This is a genomic window from Mesorhizobium sp. M7A.F.Ca.CA.001.04.2.1, assembly GCF_003998485.1.
Taxonomy (GTDB): Bacteria; Pseudomonadota; Alphaproteobacteria; order Rhizobiales; family Rhizobiaceae; genus Mesorhizobium; species Mesorhizobium ciceri.
The window spans coordinates 16,438-37,419 of the sequence record NZ_RZQT01000061.1; the positions used below are offsets into that span (position 1 = coordinate 16,438).

Genomic DNA, 20,982 nt, shown 5'->3' on the forward strand with positions numbered 1-20,982 from the left:
TTGGAAAAAGAAGATCCGCTGGAGGCGAGAATCCTTCAGGACCAGCTCGCTGATCTGAGGGCAGGCCTTTTCGTCTCAATGCCGATAAGCATTGTGCTGTCCGGGCTGATTTTGACCGTGCAGGCCCTTTCCGGGAACGGTCTTGCTGGCGCGGCCTGGTTTTCGGTCGTTAATGCGATAAATGCCGCCCGCCTTGCACTCGCCCGTCATCAGCTGAAGGAACCCGGAGTCCAGGATGATCTGACACGGGTTTGGCTGCGGCTTCGCTGGTTTGGCAGGCTTGCTCTTCTGGCGGGATTCACCTGGTCATTCCTTGCCGTCCTAACGGCTGGATACACGACGTCTCAAGCATCGCTGCATCTAATAATTCTGGCGGGCATTTCAGCTGGCGCGGTCACGTACGGCAGCTCATATGCTGCGGCAGCGATATGCTTCATCACACCGCCACTCCTCATTGCCGCCGCATGTTTGCTGACGAAGGGAGCCCCGGAAAACTACATTCTGGCTTTTGCCGTCCTGCTTTTCGAGGGCGGCCTGGTTCGATCCTCGTTCGTTGGACAAGCGCGCTTCCGTGACGCGAGCCGCCTGAGACATCAAGCCGAGCGGCTTGCCGCGGAAATGGAGCGCAATTCCAGGGAGGACCATCTTACCGCGCTCCTCAACAGGCGGGGCCTCGAACATGCAATCGATCAGTTTGAGAACACCGATGGACCCTTTGTGGCCATGCTGATTGATCTGGACGGGTTCAAATCTGTCAACGATACCTACGGTCACAGAACGGGTGACGAGCTGCTTGCCAGGATCGCCCGCCGAATAGAGGAAGAAGCACCGGAGGGCTCAACGCTCGCCCGCATCGGTGGGGATGAATTCGTGCTGGTTTTTTCTTCGCGAAAGAATTCTCCTTCTCCCACCAATCTCGCGTCCAATCTCATAGCCAAGCTTGCTCGCCCCTATCCTGGGATCGCATCAGTCCGCATTGGAGCGTCTATAGGAATCTACTTGGCTGAAAACCCCGGACTAACGGAAATGTTGTTGCGGGCCGACATCGCCCTTTACACAGCTAAGCGCCGCGGCAGGAATGAATTTTGTCTGTTCGATGCCGAGCTAGCCCGGGAGTTGCAACGCCGCCAGTCAATCGAACGCGATCTTCATTCGGCGATAACGATGAGAAGCTTGGTCGCTTGGTTTCAGCCAATCGTAAGACTCGAAACTGAAGCCGTCGTCAGTTTTGAAGCCTTGCTAAGATGGTCTCACCCGCTTCACGGTCCCATTTCTCCGCCCGAGATCATGACAGCGGCACGCGAAACTGGAATGCTTCAGCTGCTAACTCAAACGGTATTCGCCGACTGTTGCGCTCTTATCGAGGGCTTGGTCAAAGCTGACCGTCGTGATGTTCGTGTGGCGATGAATGTTTCACCGTGCGAGTTGGAAGCTGGCGATATTGACGAGATGATTCTTAATGGTCTGGCGGCAAAAGACCTCCCTGCAACGATGTTCGACATCGAGATTACCGAAGAAGCCCCAGTGGATCCGGACAGAGTGGATGAAAAGCTCGCCCGGCTTTCACATGCTGGCATTTCTATCGCGCTCGATGACTTCGGCACCGGTTTTTCGACGTTGGCATCGCTCAAGGACAGTCGGATCAGGAAGGTGAAAATAGATCAGGGCTTCGTTCGCGGCTTAGCCAAGTCCCGGGAGAATCGGCTGCTTGTCAAAGCGGTGATTGATCTTGGTAGGACGCTCGGGATCGAGGTCATGGCCGAGGGCGTTGAAACAGAGGCAGATCGGCAAACTCTGTACCAGCTTGGCTGCAGAACCGCGCAGGGCTTCCTGTTCTCTAAGGCAGTGCCTCTCCATTTGGCACTTGATTCGGTAGTAAAAGAGCACGCGAAGGAGTTGTGACCGGCCTCTCCGTCCGTGCTGCTCGCGGAACTTTCATGTGGGGTGGACCTGACGCGCGAAAGCCGTTTCGGACGGTAGAGTTATTACGGGGCGAAACTGAGCACGTGGTTTGGATAGCAGCAATCCGGTCCACCGGCGCACATGCAGCGGCTTCATACAAGCGTTCAAGTTGCGAGATGAGCTTGAGTGAACGACGTCGGAGAATTGCGTCCTTTGGACGCTGGTTTCGCGGTTCCCGTAGGATTCGATTACGGGAAGCGTTCTTGGCTGCTTCTCGGCTCAGCGCTCATCGGGATGAACAACGTACCCGCGGTCAAGGTCTTCGCGACCTCAACCCAGTCACCATCCCGCAACAGCAGCGGTCGGGTCCTGATCAAGCGCTCAGCCTCAGCACAGGTGCTGGAGCAACGGTAGAGCGCGGAAAACGTGTATCGGAATGCGCTGGCTCACCATAGGAAGCTGCCACGGCATGTCGAATGTCCCCAGGGGGCGGACCGTTCCCTTGCATTTGTCTCGATGACGGGCTCTCAAAGCTAAAGCCAAGAGAGCTTTATAAAAATCGCACCCGATCGGCTGCGCAACGACGACCAGCTGAGGCCCGATCGGGTGCTAAGGTCGTGCCAAAAAAGGCGCGTCACTGTCGCATTTCTAGCCGGCTTGCGATCGGACGTCATCTCTTGGCGATCGCTGCCCCTTCTCTCAAATGCGTTTAGCGGCGCCGATGGCGAATAGCGCAAGCTTTTCCACCCGTTTCTACTCCACTACCGAGACTCGTCACCAACCTCCTTTTATTCGCTTCCATATGGCCCATCCTGTCTCCAATCGAGGAGGAGCGCGAACATGGGCCAAGCCGTAGAACGTCTCAGTCTCGGGAATTCTTCTGCTCGCCAAACTGCCGTTGTCGCCGGCACCATATTTGGCAGGGTGACAGTGCACGACAAGATATCAGGCGTTCTTGTCTGGGCTGAACTATGCTTGCAAGCCATAACCCAAAAATCGCCGATCCCTTTGAATTCGAGCCGGATGAATGGGTGTTTCAAAATTTTTGGCGGTTTTAGGCAGAACCCTCCGATGGCCCGCGTACCGGTCAAGCTTCGTGAGCACTTTAGGTTCGTCGATCAGGCATAGGTTTCTTTCCCATGCCACATGCTGGCCGTTTGCCTAGTTCGGAAGCCCTCGAGAGGCGTTGCTCGTCTTGGTATGGCGTCGCCCCTTTTTCCGATCCATCGGCCACGGAGCTAGAATGGTGTCTAGCTGTTGCCGCCTACTTGGTCATCCGGCATGGAGATGCCTATATACCGACCTTCGAAAGGCTGGAATACGAGGTCGAACAAATGCGGCGGAAGCTCGGAAATCGCGAGCGAGCGCAGCGCGTGCTGGCCACGCTCAACCTAAATGGCTCGGACAGCTGGAGCCGTGAGGTTGGTTCTCAAGGCCTGGATGGCGCCGCAATCACATTCGCCCGGGCGGGGTAAAAGCGATTTTTTGGAGCCACTCGCGCTTTTGCGCTAACGAAGGTCCCGCGCCGTATTTGGGCCGGATCCATTTGTGGCCCATCAGAGAAGCAATTACCTTCTCCGGCGCCTCAACTGCCGTCAGCCGGTCCTCGAAAGTGTGTCGCAGGCTATAAAGACTATGCTCGGAAGTCGGCAGAAGTTCCTTGCTGGCGAGCACCTTGTTGACGAGCGCTGAAAGTGACGCGGCCTTGTCGCGATAACGAGGAAAGCCGTCCGGATGGAGCTTGATGGCTGCAAGTGCGCCGCCAACCAAGGGAATGTCACGGGCTGAATGACCGGTCTTCAAGCGACGGCCATTGGGGCGCACCCGCACATGCGGGATTTCTCGATCGAGGTGGATTGTTTCGGTGGTGAGGTTTGCCGCTTCAGAAAGCCTGAGTCCGGTATCGGCAATCACATAGATTAGATGGCGGGCTTCGTCATTGAGTCCGTCGAGCGCGCCTTCAGCGAGTATCTTCTCCTGAATGAACTCCGCTGTGAACGCAGCGCGTTGCCCGGGGACGGCGCCGGAAAGACGCAGGTTTCGAAAAACCGGCTCCAGCTTGAGCTGGTGAGTCAGATCGACGACGCGCAGCATTTTCGAAACATGGCCGATGTCCTTGTTGGCCGTACCGATATCAAGTCCATCCTCAACGATCCGCTTTTGCCACCACTCGCGGAACGCGATTGCGTCGTCCCGAGTGAGGCTTGCGATCTCCTTGTCGCCAATGACTCCAACCAGATTGGCAACTGCGCGCTTTTTGGGGTTACGCCATTTCTTGATTTGGTTGGGCGACATGGCCAGCAAGTTCTGTTGCTCGATCGTCTCGAATTCCTTGATAAGACCGCTCAGGCGGACCGCTGGCCGCTTCTCCCCACCCATGACGGCCGAGACGTCCTGCGCGTCCTCGATCGATTTTTTGTCGAGGAGCAGCTTGATACGGGCCATGAGTTCGTCGAGCGGCCCCGCTGCTAGTTCCTCGTTAGTGCGATAGGCCAATCCAAATGACCGCGCGCGCTTCCTCGCGGCTTCGAAACGCAGCCCCGCCTCGGCGGATTGGCCTTCCCGCAGTCTACGCCAATACGCCTCCAGCCCCGCGCCGAGGCTTTGCACTGCATCTCGCGCCCGTACACCGCGGGGATCGTCAGCCACGGCGACGCCCGTGGAAATGCGTACTAGGCAGCGGCGATCAAACGCCGCGAATTCCTTCGGCACCCTGCGGACGAGATACCAGATGCCTTCACGTTTATGCGGCTTTGGCGCTGCGGAACGTCGCATTATCTTTCTCTAATGTTACACAGTTTGTTACACAGTCTAAGATATGTTTCGCTTCGTGCTGGTCAAGTGCAACAAGGAAGCTTTTGAAAGGAAAGGATTTTTATGGAAGCTATATGGCGGAGAGGGAGGGATTCGAACCCCCGATGGGCTTGCACCCATGCCGCATTTCGAGTGCGGTGCATTCGACCACTCTGCCACCTCTCCGCGGTCATGGTCGGCCGTTGCCGGCGCGGCGCACTAGATAACGGCTGAACGGGCAGGTTACAAGGCCAATCCGTCAGTTATTTGGCTTGCCGGGCAAGCAGCGGATTCGCGACGGTTCAGCGGCGGCGAGGCCTGGGTAGGTTGGTAACCAGTCACGCGTGCTTGCCTCGATGACGGTCACGTCGTGCAGTCGTGCTGACACGCTCGATCCTTCGGCCGCCAACAACAGTCCCGACAACAGCTGTTTGCCTTGACTCGCACTCAACCTTCGGTTAGGGACAGCGCGCAATCGGCGTGGAGGGTTCTTCCGCGCCGCTTGTTTTTTGAACCCGCAGACTGACAAAAAGACGGCTGAACCGCCAGAGGCGGCTCATCAAGGCCGACCGAACAGCGAAAGGCAAAAAATGTTCGCAGTCATTAAAACGGGTGGCAAGCAGTATCGCGTTGCCGCCAACGATCTCCTGAAGATCGAAAAACTCGAAGCCGCTGTCGGCGATATGGTCGAGATCGGCCACGTCCTCGCACATGGCGAAGGCGAGAATGTCACGTTCGGCGCGCCGTTCGTCGACGGCGCGGTGGTCACCGCCGAAGTCGTCGAGCAGGGCAAGAACCGCACCGTCATCGCCTTCAAGAAGCGCCGCCGGCAGAATTCGCGCCGCAAGATCGGCCATCGCCAGCTTTTGACCACCGTGCGGATTTCCGAGATCCTGCTGGGTGGCGCCAAGCCGACGAAGACGGCAGCGGTCAAGGCGCCGAAGAAGGTGAAGGCCGAGGCCGCCACCGAGGTGCAGGCGGAAGCCGCGCCGAAGAAGGAGCCCAAGGCCAAGGCAGCCGAGACAAAGGCAGCCGAGACCGCGGCAGCGCCGCTGTTCAAGGCGCCCAAGGGTGAGCCGGACGATCTGACCGTGATCAAGGGCATCGGCCCGGTCGCAGCCAAGGATCTCAACGAGCAGGGCATCATCACCTTCGCGCAGCTCGCCAAGCTGACCGACAAGGATGTCGCCAAGATCGACGAGCACATGCCCTTCAGCGCCGACCAGATCAAGGACTGGCGCGAGCAGGCCAAGGAATTGGCGGCGAAGTAATTTTCTGGCGACCAGGTCGCCGGATCGGACTTGAAACGGAACGCGAACGCGTTCATAAGGCCTTTTAGGCGCCTTGCGGCGCAACGGAGTTAGTTAGATGGCACACAAGAAAGCTGGCGGCTCGTCGCGCAACGGTCGCGACTCGCATTCCAAGCGTCTGGGCGTGAAGAAGTTCGGCGGCGAAGCCGTCATCCCGGGCAACATCATCATTCGTCAACGCGGCACCACGTGGCATCCCGGCGTCAATGTCGGCATGGGCACGGACCATACGCTTTTTGCGCTCGAGACTGGCGCCGTGACGTTCAACAAAAAAGCCAACGGCCGAACCTACGTATCGGTCAACCCGATTGCCAAAGCCGCGGAGTAGCCGGTTCCGCACTAGAACACCGGCGCCCATCTCGGGAACCGGTGTCTGGCAAAGCCAGGAAAAGGATCAGGGGAGATGGGTTTCCATCTCCCCTTTTTCTTGTGCCTGGAGGACTTTCAAATGGTTGCCGAAGCGGAAGACTCAGAAGACGAAAGTTACGCGATAGATTGCCCGGTGCTGGTCACCGAGCGGCTGGTGATGCGGGCGCCCCACGAGGGCGATATCGCGCAGCTGGTCGAGCTTGCCGACAACCGCCATGTCGCCGAAATGCTGGCACGCATGCCGCACCCCTATGGCGAGGCCGAGGCGCGCGCTTTCCTGGCCATGACCAAATCGCGCCGGGCCGGCATTGCTTATGCCCTGACGCTGGCCGGCACCGACACCTTCGTCGGTTGCGCCGGCCTCAACACCACCGATCGCGGGCTGGAGCTCGGTTACTGGATCGGCGAGCCGCACTGGAAGAAGGGCTATGCGACGGAAGCAGCGCACGCGCTGGTCGATCTCGCCTTCCAGAGGACGTCGATCCAGGTCCTGCATGCCTCGACGCGGGTCATCAATCCGGCCTCGCGCCGCGTCATCCACAAGTGCGGGTTCCAGTATGCCGGCCAGGGCATGCTGAACTCGATCGTCGCCGGCCAGGTTCCCGTCGAGCGCTACCGGCTCGATCGCAAGACCTGGACCAGCCTGCGGAACTGGGTGCATTTCTGATAGATGACGGCGGTCAAGCCAATGGTCGACAGCAGCGATATTGAAACGGCCGCGATCGCGCCGATGACGCCTGGGGATATCGAAAGCTTTCATCGCGCGCTCGATGTCGTAGCGCGTGAGCGAAAGTACTTGTCCTTCCTTGAGGCGCCACCGCTGGATCAAGTCAGAAGTTTCGCAATGGACCGTATCGGGAGAGGCGATCCGGGGTTCGTGGCCGTTGTTCGTGGCGAGGTCGTCGGCTGGTGCGACATCTCACGCCATGATCGGCTCATCCATGCCCATCGCGGCTCCCTCGGGATGGGGATTGTTCCTCCCTATCGGGGGCGAGGGCTTGGACTGCGGCTCATCAATGCAACCTTGGCGCAAGCGCGCAGGGCCGGTTTCGTCCGCATCGAACTCTCCGTGCATTCCGACAATGCTCGCGCCATCTCTCTCTACGACAAGGTCGGGTTTGTCAGGGAGGGCGTGCAGAGCGATGCCGTCCATATCGACGGGGAATACCGCGATACGATCATGATGGCGATCGTCGAACGCGAAAACGCCGCCAGATGAAAGGCCATCAGCCCAGTTCGACCCACACCGGCAGATGGTCCGAGCCGACTGCCTTTCGGTCGACCCACAGACGCTGCAGGGATCTGGCAAGCGAAGCGCTGGTAAAGATATAATCGATGCGCTTGTGCCGGCTGGGATCGGTGGGTTGCTTGGGATCGACCCAACTGATGAGATCGTCGCCGGTGGCGTTCAGCCGCAAGGCGGCATCGACGGCGAAGTCGGCGGTCAGCGGCATGCCGAATTCATGGTCCGGCCGGCCGGCGAGTTCGACATATTCGGGTGAGCCGGCCAGCATGTTGAAATCGCCCATGCCGACAAAGGCTTCGGGATGCGGCAGTTCCGGCAGGCCGATCTCGGCGACGCCGGACAGTGCTCCGCCTTCGAGCGCATAGTTCAGCATGCGTTGGCGCAGGAACTGGATCTGGCTGGCGCGTTCGAGGGGGCTGCGGTGATCGAGATGGATGGAATAGAAGCGGATGAAACCAAGCGGCGTCTCGATCAGCGCTTCCAGCGCGCCGCGCTGGAAGTTCATCATCTCGAAGCTGCGGCTGCGCGGCAAAAGCAGGTTGCGCGACAGATGAATGGGCGTCCTAGACAGCACCATGTTGCCGAGCTGGAAGGTTTTCGTCACGGCACGGCCGTTGTCGATGTGCGAACCGATATTGGCCTCGAAATTGCTGCCATAGACGGCGAAATAGTCGGGCAGCGCCTCGCCGATCTCGGCGACCATGTCGCGGCCGCCATTCCGAGGATTGTTGCGGGTCACCTCCTGCAAAGCGATCACGTCGGCGCCGCGCACGGCATCGGCGATGCGCCCGACATCGTACTGCCCGTCGAGGCCGATGCCGTACTGGATGTTGTAGGTTACAAGCTTCATTCCGACGTCTCTCCGGCCAACCCCACATGGCCATTGTCACAAAACGGCCTCGCCCTTCGCCGCGCCTTGGTTTAGAGCAAGGGCCAAGGTTTAGAGCAATGCCGCAAAGCCACTAGTAGAAACTGTACAATCTCATGAAATTTCTCGATCAAGCCAAGGTATACATCCGCTCCGGTGACGGCGGCGCCGGTTCGGTGTCGTTCCGGCGTGAAAAATTCATCGAGTTCGGCGGGCCGGATGGCGGCGACGGCGGCCGCGGCGGCGATGTCTGGCTGGAGGCGGTCGACGGGCTGAACACGCTGATCGACTACCGGTATCAGCAGCATTTCAAGGCCAAGACCGGCGTCCACGGCATGGGCCGCAACATGACCGGAGCCAAGGGCGCCGACGTCACGCTGAAAGTGCCGGCCGGAACGCAGGTGTTCGAAGAAGACAACGAGACGCTGATCTGCGACCTGACCGTGGTCGGACAGCGCTTTCTGCTGGCCAAGGGCGGCAATGGCGGTTTCGGCAACCAGCATTTCAAGACCTCGACGAACCAGGCGCCGCGCCGCGCGAATCCCGGCCTGCCGGGGCAAGAGCTCAACATCTGGCTGCGGCTGAAGCTGATCGCCGATGCCGGGCTGGTCGGGCTGCCCAATGCCGGCAAGTCGACATTCCTGGCGGCGGTCACCGCAGCCAAGCCGAAGATCGCCGACTATCCGTTCACGACGCTGCATCCCGGCCTCGGCGTTGCCCGCATCGACGCGCGCGAATTCGTCATCGCCGACATTCCGGGCCTCATCGAAGGCGCGCATGAGGGCGTCGGCATCGGCGATCGCTTCCTTGGCCACGTCGAGCGCACGCGTGTGCTGCTGCATCTGGTTTCGGCGCAGGAGGAAAATCCGGGCAAGGCCTACAAGACCGTGCGAGCCGAGCTCGACGCCTATGGCCATGGCCTCACCGACAAGGTCGAGGTCCTGGCGCTTTCCCAGGTCGACACGCTCGACGCCGATGCGCGCAAGAAGAAGGTCGCCTCGCTGAAACGCGCTGCCGGCCGCGCGCCGATGCTGTTGTCGGCGGTCACCGGCGAGGGCGTCGAGGCGGTGCAACGGGCGCTGATGGCGGTGATTGCTGAGGCGCGCGCGCAGATCGCGGCGCCGGTCGAGACGCGCTGGGACAAATAGGGTCATGCAGTCGCTGAGAAAATATCGGCGCATCACCGTCAAGATCGGCTCGGCGCTGCTCGTCGACCGCACGACGGGCCTGAAGCGCGACTGGCTGGCTTCGCTCGCCGACGACATTGCCGGGCTGGCCCAGGGCGGCGCTGAAATCCTCGTCGTGTCGTCCGGCGCCATCGCGCTTGGCCGCACCATCCTTGGCCTCGGCAAGCGAGCCCTGAAACTGGAGGAGAGCCAGGCGGCGGCAGCCGTGGGACAGATCGCGCTGGCCGGCGCCTGGTCGGACGCGCTCGGCAAGGGCAGCCTGAAATCGGGCCAGATCCTGCTGACGCTCGGCGACACCGAGGAGCGCCGCCGCTATCTCAACGCGCGGGCGACGATCTCGACACTCTTGAAGATGAAGGCAGTGCCGGTCATCAACGAGAACGACACGGTGGCGACTTCCGAAATCCGCTACGGCGACAATGACCGGCTGGCGGCCCGCGTCGCCACCATGATGGGCGCCGATCTTTTGGTGCTGCTTTCCGACATCGACGGGCTCTACACCGCGCCGCCGGCGCGCGACCCCAACGCCAAATTCATTCCGGTGGTCGACCGCATCACGCCTGATATCGAGGCGATGGCGGGTGCGGCCGCTTCCGAGCTGTCGCGCGGCGGCATGCGCACGAAGCTCGATGCCGGCAAGATCGCGACCGCCGCCGGCACCGCGATGATCATCACGTCGGGCACTCGGCTGTCGCCGCTGATGGCGATCGAACGCGGCGAGCGCGCTACTTTCTTTCGGCCGAGCAGCAACCCGGTCAAGGGCTACAAAACCTGGATCGCCGGCCAGCTCGAGCCGGCCGGCCGGCTTACGGTCGATGCCGGCGCCATCGGCGCGCTGCTGTCGGGCAAATCGTTGCTGCCGGCCGGCGTCAAGCTGGTCAGCGGCAATTTCTCGCGCGGCGACACGGTGGCGATCCTGTCGCCCGAGGGCCGCGAGATCGCGCGCGGGCTGGTTGCCTATGATGCCGCCGATGCCGTAAGGATCGCGGGCCTGAAGACGGCCGAGATCGAAACCGTGCTCGGCTACGAGGCGCGTTCGGCGATGATCCACCGCGACGACCTTGTGGTGAGCCATTCGGGTGACCAAGTACGGGCCGGCGACCAAAAAGGGGCCGGTGACCAAGTCACGGTTGGTGGCGATGTAAGCGGAGGATGAGCCATGCTGAAACTGCATGAAAAATCCGGGGATGACACTGTCGCGCTGATGGCCGATATCGGCCGGCGCGCCCGCGCTGCCGCCCGGCCGCTGGCCATTGCCACGACCGCCGCCAAGAACGCCGCACTGCTGGCCATGGCCGAGGCGATCGTGGCCCGTGAGCAGGACATTCTCGACGCCAATGCCATCGATGTTTCGAATGGTCATGAATCCGGGCTTTCCACCTCCTTCATGGACCGGCTGAAGCTCGATCCGGCGCGCATCCGCGCCATGGCCGACGGCATCCGCGAAATCGCCGCGCTGCGGGATCCGGTTGGCGACGCGATCGCGCAGTGGGACCGGCCGAACGGTCTGCATATCGAGCGCGTGCGCACGCCGCTCGGCGTCGTCGGCGTCATCTATGAGAGCCGCCCGAACGTCACCGCCGATGCCGGCGCGCTGTGCCTCAAAGCCGGCAATCCGGTGATCCTGCGCGGCGGTTCGGATTCGCTCAATTCTTCCGCCGCCATCCACGCCTGCCTGGTCGAAGGGCTGAAGCAAGCGGGCCTGCCGGAGGATGCCATCCAGCTGGTGCCGACCACCGACCGCGCCGCCGTCGGCGAGATGCTGAAGGGGTTGGGCGGCAACCTCGACGTCATTATCCCGCGCGGCGGCAAAAGCCTGGTCGGACGGGTGCAGGCCGAGGCGCGGGTCCCGGTCTTCGCCCATCTCGAAGGCATCTGCCATCTCTACATCGACCGTTCCGCCAAGCTCGATATGGCGGTGCGGATCGCCGTCAACGCCAAGATGCGGCGCACCGGCGTCTGCGGTGCCGCCGAGACGCTGCTCGTCGACCGGGCGGTTGCCTCCACGCATCTGGTGCCGATCCTCGACGCGCTGCGCGCGGCCGGCTGCGAAATCCATGCCGATACCGAGGTGCTGAAAGTGTTTTTCGACGCCAAACCGGCGACCGATGCCGATTGGGTGACAGAATATCTCGATGCCATCATCGCGGTAAAACTGGTCGACGGTATCGGTGGTGCGATCGAGCATATCGAGACGTTTTCCTCGCATCACACCGAGGCGATCGTCGCCGAGGATGCGCAAGCCGTCGAGCGGTTTTTCAACGAGATCGATTCGGCGATCCTGCTGCACAACGCATCGACGCAGTTCGCCGACGGCGGCGAATTCGGCATGGGCGCCGAGATCGGCATCGCCACCGGCAAGATGCATGCGCGCGGACCGGTGGGCGTCGAACAGCTGACGTCGTTCAAATACCGTGTGCGCGGGTCGGGACAGGTGAGACCTTGAGCGCTGGTCTTACCCTTCCCCTTGTGGGGAGGGTGGCGAGCATAGCGAGCCGGGTGGGGGGACGACGCTGAATTCCACGATACCCCCACCCCGCTCCGCTTCGCGGATCGACCCTCCCCACAAGGGGGCGGGTAAGGAGGCTATCCCCTCCCACTATTTCAAAATGCCGCACGCCGAGAAAGGCCTCGCCGTCGGCCTGTTCGGCGGCTCGTTCAATCCGCCGCATGCCGGCCATGCGCTGGTCGCCGAGATCGCGCTCAGACGCCTGGCGCTCGACCAGTTGTGGTGGATGGTGACGCCGGGCAATCCGCTGAAGAACACCAGGGAGTTGGCGCCGCTGGGCGAACGGCTGCAGCTGTCGGAACAGATCGCCAAGAACCCGAAGATCAAGGTCACCGCTTTCGAAGCCGCCCATCACGTCCGCTACACCGCCGATACGCTGGCGCTGGTCAAGGCGCGCAACCCCGGTGTCGATTTCGTCTGGATCATGGGTGCCGACAGCCTGCGCGATTTCCATCGCTGGCAGCGCTGGCGCGAGATCGTCATGACCTTCCCGATCGCCGTCATCGACCGCCCGGGCGCGACGCTGTCGTTCCTGTCCTCGGTCGTCGCCAAGACCTTCGACTATGCCCGCATCGACGAGGGCGATGCGCCGCGGCTTGCCCGCATGAAGGCGCCGGCCTGGACCTTCATTCACGGCCCGCGCTCGTCGCTGTCATCGAGCGCGATCCGCAAGCTGGCGAAGGGGTGAGCCCGGCCGCCCGGCCATGTCGCTTTTATCGCTTCCTTTGCCCGTTTCATGGGCAATCCTGAGCAGGCATGTCGATTCCCAGGAAAAACCGCAGCGAAGCCGAGCAGGGCGCCGAGCCCACGCCGCTGATCGCGATTGCCAGCGTCATCGTGTCGATGGCGCTGATTGCCGTCGGCAACGGGCTGATGTTTGCCTATATCCCGGTCCGGCTTGGCGCAGAGGGTTTCGATCCGACCTGGGCCGGGCTGATCATCACCGGGCTTTCGGCCGGCGGGCTCGCCGGCTGCATCTTGACCGGACCGCTGGTGCGAAGGGTCGGCCATGCCCGCGCCTTCATGGTGCTGTCGGCGCTGATCGCGCTGGCCAACGCCGCTGTCGGCGCCGGGGTCCTTCCGCTGCTGTGGATAGCCGCCCGCGCGCTCTACGGCTTTGCCATATGCGGCCTGTTCATCGTCGCGCAGAGCTGGCTGAACGATGCCGTTGCCAACGCCATCCGCGGCCGGGTGATGGCTTTCTTCTACGTTGCCTATGTCGCCGGGCTCGGCGTCGGCTACGCGACGCTAGCGCTGGTCGATATCAGGACAGCGGATGCGCCGCTGATCGGCATCGTCTTCACCGCGCTGTCGATCCTCCCTGTCGGGATGACCAAACTTGCCCAGCCGCCGGCGCCGCAGGCGGCCTCGGTGGCGCTGCGCCGTGCCTGGCGGGTTTCACCGGTCGGCGTCGCCGGCATGCTTGCCGTCGGCGGCCTGTCGATGTCGATTGCTGGCTTCGCACCGATCCACGCCACGGCCAAGGGCTACAGCCAGGCCGACGTGGCGCTGCTGCTTTCGGCGATGCCTCTCGGCACGCTGATCCTGCAGATCCCGCTTGGCTGGATTTCCGACCGAACCGACCGCCGCTATGTGCTGATCGCCGCATCCGCGCTCGCCATGGTCGCCGGCCTGTTTGCACTCGGGTTCGATGGCGGCGCGCTGGCCGCGTTGGTTGTGATCTACATCGTGTGGGACGGCGCTTCGGAATCGATCTATTCGCTGGCCAGTGCGCACGCCGCCGACCGCGCCGGCAAGGACGACATGGTGGCGCTGTCCAGTTCGCTTTTGTTTGCCTGGTCGCTGTCGGGCTTCGTCGTGCCCGGCATCGTGACGGCGCTGTCGGCCGTCTTCGGAACGCAGGCTTTCATCTATGTGGCTGTTCTCATCGCCGCAGCCTTCTGCCTGTTCGTGCTTTTGCGTGTGTTCACGACGCGTGCGGTCCCGGTCGGCGAAACCGGCAGTTTCGCACCGATGACGGCGCAGGCGCCGTTGCCGGTCGAACTCGCCTTCGCACCGGACGATGAGGGCCGGCACTGAGCCACCCGACTATTGTCGACGGGCTTCCGGTGACGGGGCTTCCGGTGGCGGCAGCGGGATCGATATGCCTTCGCTATCGAATTCCTGCTTGGCGCGCTTGGTGAGATCGGTCTGGGTGGCGAAGAAGTCCGCCGACGATGTCCAGTAGCGCAAGGCAATCGAAACGGTGCTATCGCCCAATGTCGCGACGAAAGCGATCGGTGCCGGCTCACGCTTGACCCGCCGTTCGGCGGCGGCAATGGCAAGCAATGTCTTTTGAGCGCGGTCGATGTCGTTCCAGGAGCCGATGCTGAGTGTGATGTCGCTGCGGCGCACGCCATTGCGCGAAAAGTTGCGCACCGGCTGGTTCCACAGCGTCGAGTTGGGCGCCAATATGTAGACCCCGTCGGCCGTCCTGAGCTTGGTTGCGAACAGGCCGATCTCCTCGATCGTACCGGCAATCGAACCGACCTCGACGGACTCGCCGATGCGAAACGGCCGGAGTGCCAGAAGCATGATGCCGGCCGCGATGTTCTGCAGCGTGCCTTGCAACGCCAGGCCGATGGCGAGGCCAATGGCACCGATCGCGGCAATGATCGAGGCCGTCTGCACGCCGAACTGGCCGAGCACCATGATGGTGACGAGGATCAGGATGGCATAGCGGACGATCTTGGAGAAGAAATGCCGCAACGTCGCGTCGAAACCATGGATATGGCCGAGACCGGCGAAGATCGAACGTTCGGCAAGGCCGGCGACGATATAACCGACGATCAAGAGGATAACGGCACCGATGGCCGAGAAGGAGTAGGAAACAATCAGCGTGCTCAGTTGGGCGAGGCCAGCCTGGACGCTGAGGAAGGCGTTTTGCGGGTCGATCGGCATGGGGGAAATCCGGTTGTTCGGTGAGCCGATAACCCATGCCGACGGCGAGGGTTCCGATCTTTTCCGGTGTGCGGCGGAACCACAGGAGCGACAATACGTTCGTGCGAGGCAGGGTCCCGTCTTGAAACTGTCAGGGAACTCTGCCTATCTAAGTGGTGTCACCTGCTTCAAGGGGTGATTTGGTTGTTCTTGCTGCGAAAGGAAATACACTGAGAACAGCACTGCGGAAGAAGGCCGATATCATGCCTTCGCCGGCCAGGATCAGCGTAGACGACGCCGTGTCCCGCGCCATCAAGACAGTCCTTGCCAGTCTGGAAGACTCCAAGGCCGAAAATATTGTCTCCATCGACATCCAGGGGAAATCGAGCCTCGGCGACTATATGGTCGTCGCTTCGGGCCGATCGCACCGTCATGTCGCGGCTGTCGCCGATCATCTTCTCAAAGCGATCAAGGATGCCGGTCTCGGCACCGCGCGCGTCGAGGGGCTGTCCGGCGCCGACTGGGTCCTGATCGATTCTGGCGACATCATCGTCCATGTCTTCCGCCCCGAAGTCCGCGAATTCTACAATCTCGAAAAGATGTGGCAGGCGCCGGACCTCGAGGAAGAAACGCTCCACTAAGTCGTTCGCGCGACTTACAAGGCAAGGATGAAGATATCAGTTCATGCCGTGGGCCGGATGAAAGCCGGCCCCGAGAAGCTGCTGGCCGACCGCTATTTCGAGCGCTTCGCCAAGAGCGGCCCGGCGGTGGGGCTTGAATTTGGCGGCATTGCCGAAATAGCCGAGGGGCGCGGCCAGACCGCCAACGAGCGCCGGCGTGAGGAAGGCCAGAAACTGCAGACGCAGTTGCAGCCCGGCACTGCCCTGATCCTGCTCGATGAACGCGGCAAAAGCTTTTCCTCGGAAGATTTCGCCGGGCGCCTCGGCCTGTTGCGTGACGGTGGCCGCAAAGCGCTGATCATCGCCATCGGCGGCGCCGACGGCCACGACCAGCCGCTGCGCGACCAGGCCGAACTGGTGATGTCGTTCGGATTGCTGACATGGCCGCATCAACTGGTGCGCGTGATGCTGGGAGAGCAGCTTTATCGTGTGGCCACCATCCTTTCGGGACATCCCTACCATCGCTCGTAAGCCGGTGAATTGGTGCGACACACCCGGATTTCCGCCCCAATGCCAACGTAACATTGCATCGAGTGGGCGGTTTCGAACATGGTTGATTGTTCGTTAACGAAGCCACGCATAGAGTCGGGCTTCAATGTCTGAAGACAGAAAATCAAGAACGGGCTCATGGCGCGCGCGCTGCGGCATCGCGGCGGCGGTGCTTGTGCTGTCGCTGCATGCGGGGCGAGCGGAAAACACGCTCGACCTGGCTCCCGATCCGGACCAGAGCCGGGCCGAATACGAACGGGTCTCGAAGGAGATCACGCTGTCGTCGGAACGATTGGCCAAGCTCTCCGCCGACATCGCGACGATCAAGAAGGATCACGCCTCGATCACCGCCGCATTGATCCAGTCGGCGATGACCGAACAGAAGCTCGGCCAGGACATCGAGGACATCGGCGCCAGGCTGGAAGGGTTGAAGGGCCAGGAACAGAAGATCCGCGCCTCGCTGATGGCGCGGCGCGACGTTCTGGCCGAAGTGCTGGGCGCGCTGCAGCGCATGGGCCTCAACCCGCCGCCGGCGATCCTGGTCAAGCCCGAGGACGCGCTGTCGTCGGTGCGCAGCGCCATCCTGCTCGGCGCGGTGGTGCCGGAACTGCGCCAGCAGACCGACAGCCTGCTTGCCGATCTCAAGGAACAGACCAGGATTACGGCGTCGATCGAGGCCGAACGGGCGCGGCTGACGGCGGCGGTCGGCGACCAGACGGCGGAAAAGAAGCGGCTCGGCATGCTGCTGGAGGCCAAGCAGAAGCTCGAAGCCGACACGCAAACGCAAATGGCCGCGGAAAAGCAGCGATCCGAAGCGCTGGCGGCCAAGGCCGGCAGCCTGAAAGAGTTGATCGCCTCGCTCGAAGCGCAGGCCGACAAGAGCCGCAAGGCCGCCGATGCCGCCAAGGCCGCTGAGCAGAAGACGGCGGATGGCGACAAGACATCCGCGCCGGCGGAACTGGCGTCGCTGCCCGTTCCGGAAAGCAACCAACTTGCCGCCGCGGTGCCCTTTTCGGCGCTGCAGGGACAGATCGCACTGCCGGTGACCGGCCGCATCAAGCGGCGATTCGGCGCCGACGACGGTAACGGCGCGGTGATGCTAGGCGACATGGTTGCGACACAATCGGGAGCCATCGTTACCGCGCCGGCGGATGGAAATGTGCTTTATGCGGGGCCGTTTCGCTCTTATGGTCAACTCTTGATCCTGAACGCAGGCGACGGCTATCATGTCGTTTTGGCGGGGATGAGCAGAATCAGCGTCGCGACCGGTCAATCAGTGCTTGCAGGAGAGCCGATCGGTGCGATGGGAGAGGCCCGGGTGGCGAGCACCTCGGTTTCGAAGAATGGAAATGCCACGCCGGAACTCTATGTCGAGTTCCGCAAGGATGGAAAACCCGTCGATCCGGCCCCATGGTGGGCGGACCGTTTTTCTGGAAGGACGTGAATAATGCGGAAACTGTCGCTTCTGTTTGCCGGTGCGCTGATGGGCGCGTCCGCCATGAGCCTGGTCTATGGCGCACCCGGCTCGGCGGCGAACGCTGCAGGGTCGGAGACCTACAAGCAACTGGCGATCTTCGGCGATATCTTCGAGCGCGTGCGGGCACAGTATGTGACGCCGCCCGACGACAAGTCGCTGGTCGAGAATGCCATCAACGGCATGCTGGCTTCGCTTGACCCGCACTCCTCCTACATGAATGCCGAGCAGGCGCAGGATATGCGCGTCCAGACCAAGGGCGAGTTCGGCGGCCTCGGCATCGAAGTCACCATGGAGAACGATCTGGTCAAGGTGATCACGCCGATCGACGACACGCCGGCCGCCAAGGCAGGCGTGCTGGCCGGCGACTACATCGCCAAGATCGACGGCGAAGAGGTTCGCGGCCTGACCCTCAACGATGCGGTCGACAAGATGCGCGGCCTGGTCAACACGCCGATCAAGCTGACCATCCTGCGCCAGGGCGCCGACAAGCCGATCGAACTGACGGTCGTGCGCGACATCATCAAGGTCAAGGCGGTCAAGTTCCGGGTCGAGAACGACATCGGCTACATGAAGATCACCTCCTTCACCGAAAAGACCTACGACGACCTCGAGAACGCCATCGACACCATCAAGAAGCAGATTCCCGACGACAAGCTGAAGGGCTACGTTCTGGATCTCCGCCTCAATCCGGGTGGCCTGCTCGACCAGGCGGTGAGCGTGTCCGATGCCTTCCTCAACCGCGGCGAGATCGTCTCGACGCGCGGCCGCGACCCCAAGGACGTCACCCGCTTCGACGCCAAGCCCAAGCAGGTCGACGACATCAACGGCAAGCCGATGATCGTCCTGGTCAATGGCGGTTCGGCCAGTGCCTCGGAAATCGTCGCCGGCGCGCTGCAGGACCTGCGCCGCGTCACGGTGGTCGGCACGCAGTCCTTCGGCAAGGGTTCGGTGCAGACCATCATTCCGCTCGGCGAGAATGGTGCGCTCAGGCTGACGACGGCGCTCTATTATACGCCGTCCGGCAAGTCGATCCAGGGCAAGGGCATCACGCCCGACATCAAGGTCGAACAGCCACTGCCGCCGGAACTGCAGGGCAGGGATCTGACGCGTGGCGAATCCGATCTCAAGGGCCATATCAAGGGCGCCGACGAGAGCACGACGGGTTCGGGCTCTGCGGCCTATGTGCCGCCGGATCCGAAAGACGATCTGCAGCTCATCTATGCCGAGCAGCTGCTGCGTGGCCAGAAGACCGATCCGTCCTTCCCGCCCAATCCGCAAAAGGCGGTTCTCAACCAGTAGGGATCTGGAGCGGCGCACGCGCCGCTCCATCTTTCTGTTTGAGCATGATGGAAGCAATGCGATGCTGCCGGGACCGAAAGGTTCCGGCAGTTTGATTCGGGGGCGAGGCAAAGCTCCCAAGGCATGGCGCGGGGGTGCGCCGGGATTGATGAATTCGCGCATGCCGTTTCGAAGTGGCTTCGCCTTCGGAGCCATGCGCCCGGGGATTACGCTTGACTGATATCGGCAAGGACATCGAACGCCCGCTCGGACAGGCAGTCCGGCCGCCGCGCGCCGCCGGCAAGCTCAGCGGCGGTGCGATCATGGCGACAGTGGCCGTGCTGGTGGTGGCAGGCATCTCCGGCGCGATCGCGCTCAGGGAAAAGCCGTTTCGTAAGCCGCAAGAGGTTGCCGTTTCAACGCCGAAAGTGACCGCGGCGGCCGAACCTGCCGCCGCGCCGCCTGCATTGGCCCCGGCGGCACCGAAGCCGGAGGCGCCGGTCAAATCAGGTGGGCCGCAGATCATCCATGTGCAGACGGAGGAGGGCGATGGGCCGCCCAAGGCAGCGATGGTCATTCGCGACCCGTCGACCGTCGGCCAGAACCTGAAGGTCGCGCATATTCCAGACAAGGCGCTGATCGAGGCCAGCGAGACCGGGCCGTTGCCGGTGCGCGCCGCCGATGGCAGGCGGCCGTTCGACGTCTATGCGCGGCCCTGGTCGGGCGGGCGCGGCGCACGGGTGGCGATCGTCATCGGTGGGCTTTCGGTTTCGCAGACCGGCACCCAGGCGGCCATCGCCAAACTGCCGGCGGAAGTGACGCTGGCCTTCGCGCCGCAAGGCAACAGCATCGGCCGCTGGATGCAGGCAGCCAGGCAGAGCGGCCACGAGATCGTCATGCAGGTGCCGCTCGAACCGTTCGATTATCCCAAGGTCAATCCGGGACGCAACACGCTGACGGTGGCGGCGAGCGCGGACGAGAACCTGAAGAGCCTGCACTGGGCGCTGTCGCGGACGACCAACTATACCGGCGTCATGAACTATATGGGCGCCCGCTTTTCCGCTGACGCGGCGGCGATGGAGCCGTTCATCGCCGAGCTCGGCAAACGCGGCCTCGCCTATATCGATGACGGCTCGTCGGCGCGCAGTCTGGCGCCGGATCTGGCGCTGAAAGACGGCGTGCCCTTCATCGCCGGCGACATGGCGATTGATGCCGTGCAGGATCGCGGCGAAATCCTGAAGAAGCTCGACAGCCTGGAGGCGACCGCGCGGGCCAAAGGCACTGCCGTCGGCATCGGTTCGGCCTTCGACCTGACGGTCGATACCGTGTCATCCTGGGTGGTCGAGGCCAAGAAGCGCGGCATCGAGATCGTGCCGATTTCAGCGGTGGCTATCGATCCGCAAAAAGGCTAGCCCTCGGAAGACGGCTGGAAAGAGTGACTGATGCCAAAGACGAACAAAATCGACCGCGAAACGCTGCCTTACCGACCCTGCGTCGGGCTGATGATCCTCAATGCCGAGGGCCTGGTCTGGGTCGGGCACCGCATTGCCGAACCGGACAGCGAATTTGCCGGCACGACGCAGCTCTGGCAGATGCCGCAAGGCGGCATCGACGAGGGCGAGGAGCCGCTGCAGGCGGCCGAGCGCGAGCTCTATGAGGAGACCGGCATGCGCGGCGTCTCGCTGCTGGCCGAGGCGCCGGACTGGATCAACTATGATTTGCCGGAGCATCTCGTCGGTATCGCCTTCAAGGGCCGATATCGCGGCCAGACGCAGAAATGGTTCGCCTTTCGCTTCCACGGCGATGTCAGCGAGATCCAGATCAATCCGCCGCCGGGTGGCCACACCGCCGAGTTCGACAAATGGGCATGGCGGCCGATGCAGGACCTTCCTGACCTGATCGTGCCGTTCAAGCGCCATGTCTATGAGGATGTGGTGGCGGCGTTCCGGCATCTGGTGCGATAGTAGGGGAGTAGGGGAGTAGGGGAGTAGGGG

At 62.3% G+C, this 20,982-nt stretch carries 19 protein-coding genes and 1 tRNA gene; 16 read left to right on the forward strand and 4 right to left on the reverse strand.

Features of this window, described 5'->3' with window-relative positions:
* Positions 1-1,902: an EAL domain-containing protein gene (locus EN955_RS19765; RefSeq protein WP_024502871.1), complete on the forward strand. Its 1,902-nt coding sequence runs from the start codon at positions 1-3 to the stop codon at positions 1,900-1,902.
* Between the two features lie 1,452 nt (positions 1,903-3,354).
* Here the strand turns inward: EN955_RS19765 and EN955_RS19770 are convergent.
* Together EN955_RS19770 and EN955_RS19775 are read right to left on the reverse strand one after the other, a co-directional pair.
* Entirely contained in the window at positions 3,355-4,677 is a 1,323-nt protein-coding gene (locus EN955_RS19770; protein ID WP_024502873.1) for an integrase, read from the reverse strand.
* Positions 4,678-4,791: 114 nt separating this feature from the next.
* Positions 4,792-4,881 (reverse strand) — tRNA-Ser (locus EN955_RS19775).
* Between the two features lie 404 nt (positions 4,882-5,285).
* Between EN955_RS19775 and EN955_RS19780 the strand changes: the two genes are divergently transcribed.
* From EN955_RS19780 to EN955_RS19795, 4 genes are all read left to right on the forward strand, one after another.
* Complete coding sequence (locus tag EN955_RS19780) at positions 5,286-5,966, forward strand: 50S ribosomal protein L21 (protein WP_013529062.1); 681 nt, start codon at positions 5,286-5,288, stop codon at positions 5,964-5,966.
* A 97-nt stretch (positions 5,967-6,063) separates the two neighbouring features.
* Positions 6,064-6,333 (forward strand): 50S ribosomal protein L27, encoded by a 270-nt coding sequence (rpmA, locus tag EN955_RS19785; RefSeq protein WP_013529063.1) that lies wholly within the window; start codon positions 6,064-6,066, stop codon positions 6,331-6,333.
* Between the two features lie 120 nt (positions 6,334-6,453).
* Positions 6,454-7,041, forward strand: a complete 588-nt coding sequence (locus EN955_RS19790) for a GNAT family protein (protein ID WP_024502874.1) — start codon at positions 6,454-6,456, stop codon at positions 7,039-7,041.
* Between the two features lie 21 nt (positions 7,042-7,062).
* A complete protein-coding gene (locus tag EN955_RS19795) occupies positions 7,063-7,593 on the forward strand; it encodes a GNAT family protein (RefSeq protein ID WP_024502875.1) in 531 nt (176 codons plus the stop codon).
* A gap of 7 nt (positions 7,594-7,600) precedes the next feature.
* Here the strand turns inward: EN955_RS19795 and EN955_RS19800 are convergent, their stop codons facing one another.
* Positions 7,601-8,470 (reverse strand): endonuclease/exonuclease/phosphatase family protein, encoded by an 870-nt coding sequence (locus tag EN955_RS19800; RefSeq protein WP_013529066.1) that lies wholly within the window; start codon positions 8,468-8,470, stop codon positions 7,601-7,603.
* Positions 8,471-8,604: 134 nt separating this feature from the next.
* Between EN955_RS19800 and obgE the strand changes: the two genes are divergently transcribed.
* The 5 genes from obgE to EN955_RS19825 all read left to right on the forward strand — a co-directional run bounded on the left by obgE (position 8,605) and on the right by EN955_RS19825 (position 14,224).
* On the forward strand, positions 8,605-9,636 hold the full coding sequence (gene obgE, locus EN955_RS19805; RefSeq protein WP_024502876.1) for a GTPase ObgE: 1,032 nt from the start codon (positions 8,605-8,607) through the stop codon (positions 9,634-9,636).
* A gap of 4 nt (positions 9,637-9,640) precedes the next feature.
* A complete protein-coding gene (gene proB / locus EN955_RS19810; RefSeq protein WP_024502877.1) occupies positions 9,641-10,831 on the forward strand; it encodes a glutamate 5-kinase in 1,191 nt (396 codons plus the stop codon).
* Between the two features lie 3 nt (positions 10,832-10,834).
* Complete coding sequence (locus EN955_RS19815; RefSeq protein ID WP_024502878.1) at positions 10,835-12,121, forward strand: glutamate-5-semialdehyde dehydrogenase; 1,287 nt, start codon at positions 10,835-10,837, stop codon at positions 12,119-12,121.
* Between the two features lie 163 nt (positions 12,122-12,284).
* Positions 12,285-12,872, forward strand: a complete 588-nt coding sequence (locus tag EN955_RS19820) for a nicotinate-nucleotide adenylyltransferase (protein ID WP_013529070.1) — start codon at positions 12,285-12,287, stop codon at positions 12,870-12,872.
* Positions 12,873-12,940: 68 nt separating this feature from the next.
* Positions 12,941-14,224: an MFS transporter gene (locus EN955_RS19825; protein WP_013529071.1), complete on the forward strand. Its 1,284-nt coding sequence runs from the start codon at positions 12,941-12,943 to the stop codon at positions 14,222-14,224.
* A 9-nt stretch (positions 14,225-14,233) separates the two neighbouring features.
* Here the strand turns inward: EN955_RS19825 and EN955_RS19830 are convergent, their stop codons facing one another.
* Positions 14,234-15,085, reverse strand: a complete 852-nt coding sequence (locus tag EN955_RS19830) for a mechanosensitive ion channel domain-containing protein (protein WP_013529072.1) — start codon at positions 15,083-15,085, stop codon at positions 14,234-14,236.
* A 242-nt stretch (positions 15,086-15,327) separates the two neighbouring features.
* On the opposite strand from EN955_RS19830, the gene rsfS reads away from it, so the two are divergent.
* The 6 genes from rsfS to EN955_RS19860 all read left to right on the forward strand — a co-directional run bounded on the left by rsfS (position 15,328) and on the right by EN955_RS19860 (position 20,952).
* A complete protein-coding gene (rsfS, locus tag EN955_RS19835) occupies positions 15,328-15,705 on the forward strand; it encodes a ribosome silencing factor (protein ID WP_013529073.1) in 378 nt (125 codons plus the stop codon).
* Between the two features lie 27 nt (positions 15,706-15,732).
* A complete protein-coding gene (gene rlmH, locus EN955_RS19840) occupies positions 15,733-16,215 on the forward strand; it encodes a 23S rRNA (pseudouridine(1915)-N(3))-methyltransferase RlmH (protein WP_024502879.1) in 483 nt (160 codons plus the stop codon).
* Positions 16,216-16,339: 124 nt separating this feature from the next.
* The gene (locus EN955_RS19845) at positions 16,340-17,677 is read left to right on the forward strand and encodes a murein hydrolase activator EnvC (RefSeq protein WP_024502880.1); all 1,338 of its coding nucleotides are present in this window, start codon (positions 16,340-16,342) and stop codon (positions 17,675-17,677) included.
* Positions 17,678-19,009 (forward strand): S41 family peptidase, encoded by a 1,332-nt coding sequence (locus EN955_RS19850; RefSeq protein ID WP_024502881.1) that lies wholly within the window; start codon positions 17,678-17,680, stop codon positions 19,007-19,009.
* A 212-nt stretch (positions 19,010-19,221) separates the two neighbouring features.
* Positions 19,222-20,400: a divergent polysaccharide deacetylase family protein gene (locus EN955_RS19855; RefSeq protein WP_024502882.1), complete on the forward strand. Its 1,179-nt coding sequence runs from the start codon at positions 19,222-19,224 to the stop codon at positions 20,398-20,400.
* 30 nt (positions 20,401-20,430) lie between these two features.
* On the forward strand, positions 20,431-20,952 hold the full coding sequence (locus tag EN955_RS19860) for an RNA pyrophosphohydrolase (RefSeq protein ID WP_013529078.1): 522 nt from the start codon (positions 20,431-20,433) through the stop codon (positions 20,950-20,952).
* Positions 20,953-20,982 lie beyond the last annotated feature (30 nt).

Excerpts from the sequence above, each read along its gene's own strand:
- rlmH (WP_024502879.1), top strand. The coding sequence starts at position 15,733 with ATGAAGATATCAGTTCATGCCGTGGGCCGGATGAAAGCCGGCCCCGAG.
- rpmA (WP_013529063.1), top strand. The coding sequence starts at position 6,064 with ATGGCACACAAGAAAGCTGGCGGCTCGTCGCGCAACGGTCGCGACTCG.
- EN955_RS19825 (WP_013529071.1), top strand. The coding sequence starts at position 12,941 with ATGTCGATTCCCAGGAAAAACCGCAGCGAAGCCGAGCAGGGCGCCGAG.
- proB (WP_024502877.1), top strand. The coding sequence starts at position 9,641 with ATGCAGTCGCTGAGAAAATATCGGCGCATCACCGTCAAGATCGGCTCG.
- obgE (WP_024502876.1), top strand. The coding sequence starts at position 8,605 with ATGAAATTTCTCGATCAAGCCAAGGTATACATCCGCTCCGGTGACGGC.
- rsfS (WP_013529073.1), top strand. The coding sequence starts at position 15,328 with ATGCCTTCGCCGGCCAGGATCAGCGTAGACGACGCCGTGTCCCGCGCC.
- EN955_RS19860 (WP_013529078.1), top strand. The coding sequence starts at position 20,431 with ATGCCAAAGACGAACAAAATCGACCGCGAAACGCTGCCTTACCGACCC.
- EN955_RS19770 (WP_024502873.1), bottom strand. The coding sequence starts at position 4,677 with ATGCGACGTTCCGCAGCGCCAAAGCCGCATAAACGTGAAGGCATCTGG.
- EN955_RS19815 (WP_024502878.1), top strand. The coding sequence starts at position 10,835 with ATGCTGAAACTGCATGAAAAATCCGGGGATGACACTGTCGCGCTGATG.
- EN955_RS19830 (WP_013529072.1), bottom strand. The coding sequence starts at position 15,085 with ATGCCGATCGACCCGCAAAACGCCTTCCTCAGCGTCCAGGCTGGCCTC.
- EN955_RS19820 (WP_013529070.1), top strand. The coding sequence starts at position 12,285 with ATGCCGCACGCCGAGAAAGGCCTCGCCGTCGGCCTGTTCGGCGGCTCG.
- EN955_RS19780 (WP_013529062.1), top strand. The coding sequence starts at position 5,286 with ATGTTCGCAGTCATTAAAACGGGTGGCAAGCAGTATCGCGTTGCCGCC.
- EN955_RS19845 (WP_024502880.1), top strand. The coding sequence starts at position 16,340 with ATGTCTGAAGACAGAAAATCAAGAACGGGCTCATGGCGCGCGCGCTGC.
- EN955_RS19800 (WP_013529066.1), bottom strand. The coding sequence starts at position 8,470 with ATGAAGCTTGTAACCTACAACATCCAGTACGGCATCGGCCTCGACGGG.
- EN955_RS19790 (WP_024502874.1), top strand. The coding sequence starts at position 6,454 with ATGGTTGCCGAAGCGGAAGACTCAGAAGACGAAAGTTACGCGATAGAT.
- EN955_RS19795 (WP_024502875.1), top strand. The coding sequence starts at position 7,063 with ATGGTCGACAGCAGCGATATTGAAACGGCCGCGATCGCGCCGATGACG.